The sequence below is a fragment of the Aeromonas allosaccharophila genome, assembly GCF_016026615.1.
GTDB lineage: Bacteria > Pseudomonadota > Gammaproteobacteria > Enterobacterales > Aeromonadaceae > Aeromonas > Aeromonas allosaccharophila.
In genome coordinates this window covers 4477051-4488799 of sequence record NZ_CP065745.1, presented here as the reverse complement: position 1 = coordinate 4488799, position 11749 = coordinate 4477051, and the positions used below count along the sequence as shown (strand labels likewise).

Sequence of the window (11749 nt, the reverse complement as noted above, 5' to 3'; positions counted from 1 at the left end):
CAGGCATTACTCAAAGGGCTCTTTCAAAAGCCCGCAAAGCCTTGTCAGCACAGGCAAAGGCTCTTATCCTACTGCGACCAATACAAGGAATGGCAAGATTGGCAACTTGCCCGGACGCACAAGTCCATAAAAAGACACTACAGAGGAATTCTCATGGTCATTGGCAAACCGCAAAGCGATCCCACCCTGGAATGGTTCTTGTCGCACTGCCACATTCATAAGTATCCCGCCAAGAGCACCCTGATCCATGCGGGTGAAAAAGCGGAGACCCTCTATTACATCGTCAAGGGCACGGTGGCTGTCTTGATCAAGGACGATGAGGGCAAAGAGATGATCCTCTCCTATCTCAACCAGGGCGACTTCCTGGGCGAGATGGGGATGTTCGAAGAGAACGAGAATCCCGAGCGCTCCGCCTGGGTTCGCGCCAAAGGATCCTGCGAGGTCGCAGAGATCTCCTACAAGAAGTTCCGCCAGCTGATCCAGGTCAACCCGGACATTCTGCTGCGCCTCTCTGGCCAGATGGCCAAGCGCCTGCAGCACACCAGCCAGAAAGTGGGTAACCTCGCCTTCCTGGATGTGACCGGCCGGATCGCCCAGACCCTGCTCAACCTGGCCAAACAGCCGGATGCCATGACCCACCCGGATGGCATGCAGATCAAGATCACCCGCCAGGAGATCGGCCAGATCGTCGGCTGCTCCCGTGAAACCGTGGGCCGCATCCTCAAGATGCTGGAAGAGCAGGAGCTCATCTCTGCTCACGGCAAGACCATTGTGGTATTTGGCACTCGCTGATGACCCGTCCACGGGCCTGACAGAGGCCTTGGGATAAAAAAGGCTGCTACGGCAGCCTTTTTTGATCCTCTCCCCTATAATCCCGAACGCCCTTCCTGTTTCGGCGTTCGCCAAGAGAGTTTCTATGCACCTTCAATGTCCCCGTTGCCGCAATCCGCTCCACCTCCATGAGGCATCTCAGGGCCGCTATTGCGACAACAAGCATCACTTCGATCCGGCACCGGAAGGTTATCTGGATCTCATCCCCGGCAAGAAGAATCCCAAAGACAGCGACAGCCGCGCCCTGATGCGCGCCAAGCACCACTTTCTGGAAGCTGGCCACCAACTGCCGCTGGTCGAGGCCATGGCCGCTCTACTCTCTCCGCTGGCCCCGCAAGAGCTGATCCATCTCGGGTGCGGTGAAGGCTACTACTGCCGAGCGCTGGCAGAGCGTTTGCCCGGCTGGCAGTTTGCTGGCGTTGACATCGCCAAGAACACCATCTTTGCCGCCAAAAAAGCGCAACCGGACGGCCAGTTTGTCATTGCCGATCCCGCCCGTGCACCGCTGCAGCCGGGCTCGGCTCAGGTGCTGCTGGTCAACGATCTCAAGGTAAGAAGCGAATTGCTGGCGGAGTGGCTGGCCCCCGGTGGCTATCTGCTCTATCTGCAGCCGGGCCCCCGTCATCAGTGGCAACTGCGGGTCAGCCTCAACCCGGTGAGCATGGAACACCCCCTCAGCTGGCCGACCCTCGGTGGCCTCAATCAGGTGGCTCAACAACGCTGTCAGTTCAGCCTCAGCATGGATCACGCCATGCGCTGCTTTATTCTGGAGACCAGCCGCCTCGGCTGGCGCGCCACCGGTGAGCAGCGTCACGCTTTCGCTCAACAGGGCCCGGATGAGCTGGAACAGGATCTGCTGCTGACCCTGTGGCAAAAACCGCTCTGATAGTGTTCAAAACGGCAGTGTTTTATACAAACACTGCCGTTTTTCTGTCTGCAGTTAAAAACTAATCTCTTGATTCTGAACAACAAAAATACTAATCGCCCGCCCACCCCAATAATGATAATAACATCATCAGCAAGTAACCCGCCGCTGATTCAGCTCCAGTCAAGGTTAAACGCTCTACCTTGTCCCCATCGGCTCTAATCCGATCACGAATCAACAAGGACCGGTACAGGTCCAAGTGTTTACATCAGAGGAATAAAGCATATGAAAAAGTCTGCACTGACTATTGCCATCTCCAGCCTGCTGCTGGCGAGCGGCGCCCATGCTGCTACCGTCTACAACCAGAACGATACCAAGCTGGAGATCGGTGGCCGTGCTCAGGGTGCTTACTACGGCACTGACAACGACGCCAAAGAAGGTGATCAGAGCTACTTCCGTGTAAACATGCGCGGCGAGACCAAGATTGCTCCCGAGATGAAGGCATTCGGTTTTGCCGAGTACAACCTGCCGACCTCCGGTTCTGACAAAGACGAACTGCGTTACGCTTACGCAGGCATCAAGCACGACCGCTTCGGCGCATTCAGCTACGGTCGTCAGGATGGTCTGTTTGCCATCGTGAACGACTACACCGACGTACTGCCCGAGTGGGGTGGTGACGGCCTGGGTAAAGATACCGAAGCCTTCGGCACCGGTCGCACCAATGGCGTCGCCAAGTACCTGTTCACCCAGAATGGTCTGACCCTGGGTGTTCAGTTCACCGGTAACAACACCCCACAAAACTCAAGCCGTAGCGCCATCGATACATCTTTCAGCGGCAATACTTTGCCAAACGGTGCAACTTGGAACGATAAAGGTTCCAAAGAAGGTTTTGCCGTAGCTGCCTCCTATGACTTCGATATGGGTCTGGGTCTGTCTGCTGCCTACAACCAAGCAGGCAAGACCGATGATCAAGCGAAATACGCCGCCTTCGGTGGCGACCAGGATGCCAAGCTGATGGGCTTTGGTGCCAAATATGCTTCTGGCAACCTCTATATGGCTGCTACCTATGCTCACAGTGAAGATCACATCTTCGTCAAGAACGGCTATGCCGAGAAGAGCGATGGTTACGAAGCCGTGGTTCAGTACAAAGTGACCCCGCAATTCAAGCCTTCTTTGGCCTACCTGCGCACCGATGTGAAGAATGACACCAATGTCAGCTTCGATGACACCCTGACCGAATATGTATCCATCGGTGCCTGGTACAACTTCACCGACAACTTCAACGCTTACGTTGATTACAAGCTGAACCTGCTGGACTCTGTTGGTAACTCTACCAGCGCCTTGGGTCAGAACACTGACGACGTAGTTGGTGTGGCCCTGCAGTACAACTTCTAAGTAATTGGAAGTCAGTTATACCCTGTGATACCAATGTCTACTGTTTGAATTACTTCCGGCCGCTCTGCGGCCGGTTTTTTTATTGCGCCTTTTCAGCGCCTTGCATATAACTATCGAGCGGATTGAGGGTGATATCAGCTCTGTTGCAGGGAATGCCAAAGGAGAGATGCAAGGATGGGACAAGCAGACTGGAACACAGGCTGGCAACGCGGGTGGCTGCTGTTACCACTGCTATTGATATCGCTCATCTGGAGCAGCACGGCAGATGCCAGCTGGGATCAGAGCCTCTATCGTCAACTGGGTCTGGCAGGCAAGCTGGATAAACAGACCTTTCGTCAAGCCCTCAACAGTTATCAAACCGTGCGCCACAAGCGCAAAGCCATTCTCACCATCATCGATTACAGCAAGCCATCCACCCAGCGCAGGCTGTTTGTCATCGACATGAAACGCCACAAGCTGCTCTATCACACCTGGGTCAGCCATGGCCGCAACTCGGGTGAGCTGGCCGCAGAACGCTTTTCCAACCAGCTCAACTCCCGGCAAAGCTCCCTCGGTGTCTATCGCACAGCGGAAACCTATCTGGGCAAGCATGGCTACTCCCTGCGACTGGACGGACTCAGCCCCGGCAAGAACAGCAATGCCCGCAAACGCGCCATTGTGGTACATGGCGCCACCTATGCCAGCCCGACCCATCTGCGCAAATATGACAAGCTGGGCCGCAGCTGGGGTTGCCCGGCCCTGCCCAAGGAGCAGGCCAGGGCCATCATAGATACCATCAAGGGGGGCAGCGTCATCTACGCCCATGGCTAGCGGGCACGGCAGCAGAAAACGCAAGGCCAGCAATCGCTGGCCTTGTTTGTTACGCTTTTCACGCTAAACGGGGCGCGTTATTGGCGCACCACCAGTACCGGGCAGGGTGCATGACGCACCACGGATTCCGCGACACTGCCTACCAGCAGATGGCTGATGCCGGAGCGGCCGTGACTGCCCATCACGATCAGCTCCACCTCATCATCCTTGGCTTGAATCACGATCTCGTCAGCAGCGCGGCCAAAGCGAATATCAAAGGTGGCAGGGATCGGCAGCGTCGCCACCAGCTCTTTGAGCTGGGCTTTGGCCTGACGCTCCATCTCGTGGGTGATCTCGACTGCCGTCATATGCAAGATTTTGTAGCTGTCAAAACCGTGCAGTTGATCGACCACGTGGATCAGCTTTAGCTGGGCCTGATGGCTCTGCGCCATGAATACGGCATAGTCGAGTACCGCACGGGACATTTGGGAAAAATCGACCGGACAGAGCAGCGTTTTGATCGATGGCATAATGCAGTCTCCTCTCCTGATTGGGGCACTATTGAATCTTTTCATGATCATAACAACCCGACCGAAAATAACCCTCGACCCTGTCGCAAAATGGAGATGCGAGATTTTTTCTACGTCCTGTCACGATCAATGCCATGGTATAAAGCAGGGTATCCGTTTTCCCTTTGCCCCAACGAGACCAGCGCTGACCATGTTACGCATCTGTCTGTTACTCTGTTGTTTGTGCACGGTGGTTAATTGCCGGGCAGATTCTATTGAGGTTTATTGCGATGACTGGCCAGGCTTTTGCCAACAAGATGGCAAAGGCATTTATCTCGATCTGGTTCGCGCCATCTACCAACCCCACGGTTATCAGGTAACCCCCCATATCGTGCCCTATAAACGTGCTCTCGCTGTCATTGCCAAAAAAGGAGGCGATATGGCGATGGGGGTATACCGCGATGAAGTCACCGGTGTCCGACAACCGCGCTATCCCGCATCAGCGGATGACCTGACCGTGTTCATGCTCAAAAAATGGCAGCCCAAGTGGCAGGGAGAAAAAAGCCTGCAGGGACAATCTGTGGTATGGCGGCGGGGCTGGGCATTCGACAAATACATTGCAGTCACCATGCAGTGGCATGAAATCGATAGCGATGAGATGGCTCTGCAACTGCTCGGCAAAGAGCGCTATCGCTATTACCTGACTGCCGGCGTGCTCTGTGCGAATGAGGACATTCCCCCCAACCTGCATCGAGCCTTCCTGCGCTGGATCCCGACCTACCCCATCTTTGCCGACACCCCCCAGGGCAACCGGATGATGGATCTCTGGGATAAGGGGATGGTTGAGTTGATCCGCAGCGGAAATCTGGCTGACATCTATAAGCACTATCAGCTCTATGACTACTACCAAGGGTTTATCAGGGAACTGGAACAGAAAGCCGCCGCCAGCCCGGCACCTGAATGATAGCCCTGAGCTAATTACGCCCCCCTCATCCTCTTCGCCAAGCGATCATAGAGGATCACATTGACCGAAGCGGCCAGATTCATGCAGCCCTGAGTCGGCACATAGACCACATCTTTCACCGCCCCGTAGAGCGCGGGATCGAGCGTGCCATCCTCCGGCCCGAAGATATAAAAAGCGCGCTCCGGGTGGACATAGTCGGGGAGCGGCGTGGCGCCGTCGATCAAATCGACCACCACGGGCACGCATCCCTTCGGGATAAACGCCATCAGGTCATCCACCCCGAGCAGCGGGATCTTCTCCACCATCTGCTTGGTATCGGTGGCAAAGCGGCGCGCCAGCTCGAAACGGTTGCCGGTGTAGTAGACCTCGTCCACCCCGTAGCAACCCGCAGCTCGCATCACGGCACCGACATTTTCCGGGGATTTGGGATTGACCAGCCCTACACAACAGAATGCTCTCTTTTCCATCATCTCTCCTCATCTTGCGGCGACCATTATAAGCCGCTGCGGGGTCATCGACCCGTTAAAAGTACCTCGCCAGGCTCAACGACTCGTCGCCCCATCACGGATGTCGATTTTTTGTGCGCAAACCGACAAATTTTGTACAAGCCGATAGCCAGCAAACGTTTCCCAGCAATAATAGACAAACGTTTGCAAATGGATGTTTGTCTATGACTGAGCGTGAACAAGAGATCCTCGCCCTGCTGCGTCAGGACCCCATGATTGCCCAGCAGGAGCTGGCCGATCGCCTCGGCATCAGCCGCTCTGCGCTGGCCAGCCACATCTCAAGCCTGATCCGGCAGGGGTATGTGCAAGGCAGAGGTTATGTACTGCGAGAGGGTCCCTACGTGGTGGTGATCGGCGGTGCCAATATGGATATTTGCGGCACCAGCCACGACAACCTGCTGCTCGGCGACTCCAATCCGGGCAAGGTGCGCACCTCGGCCGGTGGTGTTGGCCGCAATATCGCCGAGAATCTGGCGCGGCTCGGCAGCGATACCCGACTGCTGACTGCAGTCGGCAACGACCAGTATGGTCATCATCTGCTGGAGGTAAGCCAGCGAGCCGGCGTCGATGTGCGCCAGACTCTGGTGCTCGATGGCCACACCACCTCCTGTTATCTCAGCCTGCATGATGGCAGCGGCGAAATGAGCTGTGCCATCAATGACATGGCCATTATCGAGCAGCTCACTCCTGCCCGCCTGACCCCACTCGGTGGCTTTCTCGGCGGTGCCCGGCTCTGGGTGCTCGACACCAATCTGGCTATCCATACCCTCGACTGGCTGTTCGAGCGGCAAGGTGATCATGCCATCTTTGTCGATACTGTTTCGGTGGCCAAGGTGGAGAAGATCCGCCCCTGGCTCGGCAAGATCCACACCCTCAAACCCAATCGCAGCGAGGCCGAGCAGCTGTGCGGCATGACCATCGCCGGGCCCGAAACCTGGCCCATGGTGGCCGCCTGGTTCCACCGCGCCGGGGTCAAGCGGCTGTTCCTCAGTCTGGGTGAACAGGGGATCTTCTACAGCGATGGCGAGCAGCAGGGCCACCTGCCGGTGCTGGGCAGTCCGGTGCTCAACGTCACCGGCGGCGGGGATGCCTTTATGGCTGGCCTCGCCCACGCCTGGCTGCAAGAGCTCGACATTGCCCAGACCACCCGCTTTGCCCTGGGCTGCGCCGCCCTCACCGTCAATTGTTCCGATACCGTTTTTTCCGGTCTGAGCAAGACCGCCGTTGACCGCATACTGGAGGAGTACTCATGCTGAACGCTTACCTCGATATCCAACCGGAAGTTGCTGCCGCGCTGACCGCCGGCAAACCGGTCGTTGCCCTCGAATCCACCATCATCTCCCACGGCATGCCCTATCCGCAGAACGTGGAGACGGCCCGTCAGGTTGAACAGGTGGTGCGCGACAACGGCGCCATTCCGGCGACCATCGCCATCCTCGACGGCCGCCTCAAGGTGGGTCTGGATGCCGGTGCGCTGGAAGCGCTGGGCCGGGCTGGCCACAGCGTGACCAAGTGCAGCCGCCGCGACATTCCGTTCGTACTGGCGCGCAAGGGAATGGGAGCCACCACGGTCGCCTCCACCATGATCATCGCTGCCATGGCGGGGATCCGGGTCTTTGCCACCGGTGGCATTGGCGGGGTACATCGCGGCGCGCAGGAGACCTTCGATATCTCGGCCGATCTGCAGGAGCTGGCACAAACGCCGGTGGCAGTAGTCTGTGCCGGCGCCAAGTCGATCCTCGATATCGGGCTGACTCTGGAGTATCTGGAGACGCAAGGGGTGCCGGTGATCGGCTATCAAACCGAAGAGTTGCCCGCCTTCTACACCCGCGAGAGCGGCTTCAAGGTTGATTATCGACTGGAGAGTCCGGCGGCCATCGCCGAGGCGCTGCGCCTCAAGTGGGAGCTGGGACTGGCGGGCGGCGCCGTGGTGGCCAATCCCATCCCGACCGCACACGCCATGCCGAAAGCCGATATCGACGCAGCCATTGCCCGGGCGCTCCATGAAGCGGACGGGCAGGGGATCAAGGGCAAAGCGTCAACCCCCTTCCTGCTGGCACGTGTCTGCGAGCTGACCGGCGGCAACTCGCTGGCGGCCAACATCCAGCTGGTACTGAACAACGCTGCGCTCGGTGCCCGCATCGCTGCCGCACTGTAATCAAGCGCAAATGAAAGGAGGGCCTGTTGGCCCTCCCGCTATCACATGTTTTTAATCTCGTTGCCGATGCCCTTGACGGTATCGCGCGTGCCGTGACCTATCTCCTTGGTCACATCACGAGTCGTATGACCGATCTCCCGGGTGACATCACGAGAGGTATGGCCAATTGTTCGACCAACCCCCTTCATCTCGGCACACCCCGTCAGCAGCACGCTCGCAATCAGCAGAACGCATTTCATCTGTACTGTGCTCATGTCACTTCTCCCGGCGTTATCACAGTGGCTTGGCAACCAGCAGGGTATGGCCCGGCCCCGGAATGTCGTGATCCTCCTCGACATGGAACTCGGCCTCGCGCAGACACTGGTACAACTCCTTGGAGTGGTAGAAACGGCTGTTGCCATTGGCCAGACAGGTAAAGTAGAGAGAGGTGGCGTTGAGGCTGAAGCTCGCAGCCTCGAACGGCTGCCGATCCCAGAACAGCTCCAGAATGCACAACCTGGCCCCCTCCTTCATGCTGCTTCTGATCCGCCGCAGCATGGCCACAATCTCGTCATGGCTGAAGCAGTCGAGAAACTGACTCATCCACCAGACGTCCGCTTCACCGGGCAACGCTTGCTCCGAGAGCAGATTGACAGGATAACCCTGAACCCGCTCGGCAAGCCCAGCGACCCGGATCTGCTCGCTGGCCATGGCAATCTGCTCGGGCAGATCGAGAATGGTCACTTGCAGTTCGGGACTGCGCCGGGCGCACGAGATGGCCCACTTGCCGGTATTGCCCCCCAGATCGTAGAGGTGACGCGGCTCGTAGCCGAGCACCAGATCCTGCGCCTGCTTGAACGCCCAGTCCGAATAGAAGTGATCGAAACGAAACCAGCTGCTGCGCGCAGGTTCCGGCAGATCCTTCAGATGAGCATAGAGATTTGACCAGTCGCCAAACTCCTTGAGCCCGGCAGGCGTGCCACTTTCGATGGCCTGCTGCAGGTGGGCAAGGGACTTGTAACAGACGTGCTGGACAAAATCCATGTTGACCCGAGTCATGGGGTCGCTCAACAGATAGTGACCCACCTTGTCCAGCAGGTAGCACTCCCCGTTGAGGTGGCAGATGCCGCCCCCCAGCCCCATGTCGAGCAGTACACTGACCGCATACTCGGTCAAGCCGGTCGCCTCGGCGATCTGCGCAGCGGTCGCCCCTTGCCGCTCTTTGGCTAGAAACGCCAGAATGCCGAACTCGCGCAAGCTCCAGGCCGCCTGAAACAGCATGGGAGCAAAAGCGATCCGCTGGGCCTGACTGATGGCATCCAGTGCGTTATGACGATCCGCCTGATAGTGATTCAAGAGACACCGACCTTACTTGTTGCTGCTGGCGCGATTCAATTCGATTTGAATTGCTTCGTTCAGCCCAATAATCCAGCGGTTGTAATTGCGGTGGATTTTTCCTTTACCCTTGTCATCCAAATTGACGCTGCTCACATAATTAATGGAGTAATTAACGGTGTTATAAGGAATGCTGATATTGGCCTGATGTTGGCGAACCTGAATATGGCCAGTAATTATCCCGGGCTGCTCTTCACGCATTACCCACTTTTTACTAACGCCGGCATTAATAATGGCGCGAGAAACATCCTTTTCACTCAGATTGGCCGGAACCAGACTATTGGTCATATTCATGACCGGCTGGGAAGTGGAGCAACCGGCAACCAACAGCAGTGTTAATGCGCTGATAATAATTTTGAGCATCTTCATTTTTGTAACCCTTTGTAATTGGAACCTGTCAAAGCCGACCCAATGAGACAATAAAATGTGTGTCCTTTCAATAAATAAAGGTGAGGGTGAATACTTTCTTCATACTTGTAACTTGCGTCACTGCTTGCCCCTGTTCTTGATTTGAAATGGTGGTAATATGCACGTCCTATTCAAATCCTTAACTGGAGCTGAACCACTGGTGGAGCCCATGGTCGAGCCTCCCTGTTAGCATCACCCTGTCAAGGTTGTTTCGTGTACAAAAATCCCTCTTTTTCCATCGTTGAAAGCTGCGCGCTGGCGCCGGGTCTCACCACCCGGGAGCAGTGGCAAGGCTGGGCGAAAGAGGGGATCTGGCCAACGCAATCGCCTGTGGCAACGCTCCACATCCCCATGATGGTGGCACGCCGCATGAGCCTGGGTAGCCGCCTTGCGGTAGAAGTGGCCCTAGATATGATGTCGCGCCATACGGTAGAGGGTGCCGTGTTTGCCAGCCGCCACGGGGAGCTGGATCGCTCCATTGGCCTGCTGACGGCACTGGCACAGGCGCGCAGCCTCTCCCCCACCGATTTCTCCCAGTCAGTGCACAACACCGCAGCCGGGTTGACCTCCATTCAGGGCAAGCAGCCCATCCCCATGAGCTCGCTGGCAGCGGGGAGCGGTACCTTTGCCGCGGCCCTGCAGGAAGCCATCGGCATGCTCGCCGACGGTATGGAACGGGTACTGGTGGTGGCCTTTGAGGGGACGCTGCCGGCATTTAGCCAACCCTGGCTCGGCAATGAACCGCCGCCCCATGCGGTGGCGCTGTTGCTGAGCCGGGGCGATGAGTGGCAGGGGAGTGCGCTGGCGACGGACACTGGCGCAACCGGCAAGGGCGATGTACTCGCGTGCTGGCGCGCCTTGCTGGATGGCATGCCAGAATTTAGCATCACCGACGGTCGCAGGGAGTGGCTATGGCAGCGCAATTAAACCGGCTCTGGCGCCTGATTGGTACCATGCTGGGATTTACCCTGTTCGGCATTGGCTGCCTGCTGCTGACGCTGGTCTGGTTTCCACTGCTCTGGTTATTGGTACGCGGGGAGACGCGTCGCCACCTTGCCCAAAGCACCATCAGAATAAGTTTTCGTTTTTTCCTCAATGTGCTCAGGCAATTAAGAGTACTTGATTATCACTTTCACAATATGCCCCAACAACTGAGTGGCGTATTGGTATTGGCCAACCACCCCAGTCTGCTCGATTATGTATTGCTGGCGGCCTACATGCCGGAGTGCGACTGTATTGTCAAAGAGGCGCTCTGGCATAATCCATTTGTCGCCGGCATCGTGCGGGCCGCCGGTTATATTCCCAATGCCGCGGCCGAAACATTATTACCGGTATGTTGTGAACGCCTGCAACAAGGTGCGGTACTGCTGGTCTTTCCGGAAGGCACCCGCACGACCCCCGGCGAGCCGCTGCAACTGCAACGCGGCGCAGCCCATCTGGCCGTCCGTTGTCAGGCCAGGCTACAACCGGTTCGCATTCACTGCTCGGCCCCGTTTCTGACCAAACAGCACAAATGGTTCCATGTTCCCGCGCACAAGCCACTCTTTACGGTAGAGTTTCTGCCCCAGTGTCAGGCTCGGGATCTGATGCCGCACGAAGAGACCCCTTCGCTGGCCGCGCGGCATCTTACTCACTATTTCAAACGGGTATTGAGCCCGGCCCAATCCGCCTCTGTATGGACTCAAGATGCAACAAACATTAACTGAAGAAATCAAACAACTGATCATCGACAGCCTCAACCTCGAAGGCATGACGACTGCCGATATCGACACCGACGCCCCGCTCTTCAATGACGGTCTCGGGCTCGACTCCATCGATGCACTGGAGCTGGGACTGGCGATCAAGGGACGCTACGGCATCGTGCTCTCGGCTGATGACGAGAATACCCGTCGTCACTTTGCCTCTGTTGCAGCCCTGGCTGCCCTCGTCAACCAGCAGCGGGGATAATCG

General features: G+C 57.2%; 15 protein-coding genes. 10 read left to right on the top strand and 5 right to left on the bottom strand.

Features of this window, described 5'->3' with window-relative positions:
* Positions 1-153 precede the first annotated feature (153 nt).
* The 4 genes from crp (at position 154) to I6G90_RS20605 (ending at position 3901) form a co-directional block, all read left to right on the top strand.
* Positions 154-792: a cAMP-activated global transcriptional regulator CRP gene (crp, locus tag I6G90_RS20620; protein ID WP_033135974.1), complete on the top strand. Its 639-nt coding sequence runs from the start codon at positions 154-156 to the stop codon at positions 790-792.
* A 124-nt stretch (positions 793-916) separates the two neighbouring features.
* The gene (locus I6G90_RS20615) at positions 917-1717 is read left to right on the top strand and encodes a putative RNA methyltransferase (protein WP_197929021.1); all 801 of its coding nucleotides are present in this window, start codon (positions 917-919) and stop codon (positions 1715-1717) included.
* Between the two features lie 264 nt (positions 1718-1981).
* Positions 1982-3091, top strand: coding sequence for a porin (locus I6G90_RS20610; RefSeq protein WP_197929019.1), 1110 nt, complete (start codon positions 1982-1984; stop codon positions 3089-3091).
* 174 nt (positions 3092-3265) lie between these two features.
* Positions 3266-3901: a murein L,D-transpeptidase catalytic domain family protein gene (locus tag I6G90_RS20605; protein WP_197929017.1), complete on the top strand. Its 636-nt coding sequence runs from the start codon at positions 3266-3268 to the stop codon at positions 3899-3901.
* Positions 3902-3978: 77 nt separating this feature from the next.
* Here the strand turns inward: I6G90_RS20605 and I6G90_RS20600 are convergent, their stop codons facing one another.
* Complete coding sequence (locus tag I6G90_RS20600) at positions 3979-4410, bottom strand: universal stress protein (protein WP_042060878.1); 432 nt, start codon at positions 4408-4410, stop codon at positions 3979-3981.
* A 190-nt stretch (positions 4411-4600) separates the two neighbouring features.
* Between I6G90_RS20600 and I6G90_RS20595 the strand changes: the two genes are divergently transcribed.
* Positions 4601-5353 carry a substrate-binding periplasmic protein gene (locus I6G90_RS20595; protein WP_197931232.1) on the top strand — a complete coding sequence of 251 codons (753 nt, stop codon included), beginning with the start codon at positions 4601-4603 and terminating at the stop codon, positions 5351-5353.
* A gap of 14 nt (positions 5354-5367) precedes the next feature.
* On the opposite strand, the gene I6G90_RS20590 is transcribed toward I6G90_RS20595, so the two are convergent.
* On the bottom strand, positions 5368-5820 hold the full coding sequence (locus tag I6G90_RS20590; protein ID WP_197929015.1) for an RNA methyltransferase: 453 nt from the start codon (positions 5818-5820) through the stop codon (positions 5368-5370).
* Positions 5821-6023: 203 nt separating this feature from the next.
* On the opposite strand from I6G90_RS20590, the gene I6G90_RS20585 reads away from it, so the two are divergent.
* Together I6G90_RS20585 and I6G90_RS20580 are read left to right on the top strand one after the other, a co-directional pair.
* Positions 6024-7115 (top strand): PfkB family carbohydrate kinase, encoded by a 1092-nt coding sequence (locus I6G90_RS20585; RefSeq protein WP_197929013.1) that lies wholly within the window; start codon positions 6024-6026, stop codon positions 7113-7115.
* Positions 7109-8017: a pseudouridine-5'-phosphate glycosidase gene (locus I6G90_RS20580; protein ID WP_197929012.1), complete on the top strand. Its 909-nt coding sequence runs from the start codon at positions 7109-7111 to the stop codon at positions 8015-8017. The genes I6G90_RS20585 and I6G90_RS20580 overlap by 7 nt, the downstream gene beginning before the upstream one ends.
* Before the next feature lie 41 nt (positions 8018-8058).
* On the opposite strand, the gene I6G90_RS20575 is transcribed toward I6G90_RS20580, so the two are convergent.
* Genes I6G90_RS20575 through I6G90_RS20565 form a run of 3 tightly spaced genes read right to left on the bottom strand, consistent with a single transcriptional unit; the run spans position 8059 to position 9760 of the window.
* Positions 8059-8271 (bottom strand): hypothetical protein, encoded by a 213-nt coding sequence (locus I6G90_RS20575; protein ID WP_050490148.1) that lies wholly within the window; start codon positions 8269-8271, stop codon positions 8059-8061.
* Positions 8272-8290: 19 nt separating this feature from the next.
* A complete protein-coding gene (locus I6G90_RS20570; protein WP_197929011.1) occupies positions 8291-9352 on the bottom strand; it encodes a methyltransferase in 1062 nt (353 codons plus the stop codon).
* A gap of 12 nt (positions 9353-9364) precedes the next feature.
* Positions 9365-9760, bottom strand: a complete 396-nt coding sequence (locus I6G90_RS20565) for a hypothetical protein (RefSeq protein WP_197929010.1) — start codon at positions 9758-9760, stop codon at positions 9365-9367.
* A gap of 252 nt (positions 9761-10012) precedes the next feature.
* Here I6G90_RS20565 and I6G90_RS20560 point away from each other — a divergent pair, with 252 nt between their 5' ends.
* The 3 genes from I6G90_RS20560 to I6G90_RS20550 are packed head-to-tail and all read left to right on the top strand — an operon-like array spanning position 10013 to position 11746.
* Complete coding sequence (locus I6G90_RS20560; RefSeq protein ID WP_197929009.1) at positions 10013-10726, top strand: beta-ketoacyl synthase chain length factor; 714 nt, start codon at positions 10013-10015, stop codon at positions 10724-10726.
* Positions 10711-11505, top strand: coding sequence for a lysophospholipid acyltransferase family protein (locus tag I6G90_RS20555; protein ID WP_197929008.1), 795 nt, complete (start codon positions 10711-10713; stop codon positions 11503-11505). Before I6G90_RS20560 ends, I6G90_RS20555 begins: the two co-directional genes overlap by 16 nt.
* A complete protein-coding gene (locus I6G90_RS20550; protein ID WP_033114590.1) occupies positions 11486-11746 on the top strand; it encodes a phosphopantetheine-binding protein in 261 nt (86 codons plus the stop codon). The genes I6G90_RS20555 and I6G90_RS20550 overlap by 20 nt, the downstream gene beginning before the upstream one ends.
* The last annotated feature ends 3 nt before the right edge of the window (positions 11747-11749 follow it).

What these genes read in the sequence shown, in the direction of transcription:
- I6G90_RS20590 (WP_197929015.1), bottom strand. Translation starts at nt 5,820, where the DNA reads ATGGAAAAGAGAGCATTCTGTTGTGTAGGGCTGGTCAATCCCAAATCC.
- crp (WP_033135974.1), top strand. Translation starts at nt 154, where the DNA reads ATGGTCATTGGCAAACCGCAAAGCGATCCCACCCTGGAATGGTTCTTG.
- I6G90_RS20555 (WP_197929008.1), top strand. Translation starts at nt 10,711, where the DNA reads ATGGCAGCGCAATTAAACCGGCTCTGGCGCCTGATTGGTACCATGCTG.
- I6G90_RS20550 (WP_033114590.1), top strand. Translation starts at nt 11,486, where the DNA reads ATGCAACAAACATTAACTGAAGAAATCAAACAACTGATCATCGACAGC.
- I6G90_RS20615 (WP_197929021.1), top strand. Translation starts at nt 917, where the DNA reads ATGCACCTTCAATGTCCCCGTTGCCGCAATCCGCTCCACCTCCATGAG.
- I6G90_RS20610 (WP_197929019.1), top strand. Translation starts at nt 1,982, where the DNA reads ATGAAAAAGTCTGCACTGACTATTGCCATCTCCAGCCTGCTGCTGGCG.
- I6G90_RS20565 (WP_197929010.1), bottom strand. Translation starts at nt 9,760, where the DNA reads ATGAAGATGCTCAAAATTATTATCAGCGCATTAACACTGCTGTTGGTT.
- I6G90_RS20575 (WP_050490148.1), bottom strand. Translation starts at nt 8,271, where the DNA reads ATGAGCACAGTACAGATGAAATGCGTTCTGCTGATTGCGAGCGTGCTG.
- I6G90_RS20595 (WP_197931232.1), top strand. Translation starts at nt 4,601, where the DNA reads ATGTTACGCATCTGTCTGTTACTCTGTTGTTTGTGCACGGTGGTTAAT.
- I6G90_RS20605 (WP_197929017.1), top strand. Translation starts at nt 3,266, where the DNA reads ATGGGACAAGCAGACTGGAACACAGGCTGGCAACGCGGGTGGCTGCTG.
- I6G90_RS20585 (WP_197929013.1), top strand. Translation starts at nt 6,024, where the DNA reads ATGACTGAGCGTGAACAAGAGATCCTCGCCCTGCTGCGTCAGGACCCC.
- I6G90_RS20600 (WP_042060878.1), bottom strand. Translation starts at nt 4,410, where the DNA reads ATGCCATCGATCAAAACGCTGCTCTGTCCGGTCGATTTTTCCCAAATG.
- I6G90_RS20580 (WP_197929012.1), top strand. Translation starts at nt 7,109, where the DNA reads ATGCTGAACGCTTACCTCGATATCCAACCGGAAGTTGCTGCCGCGCTG.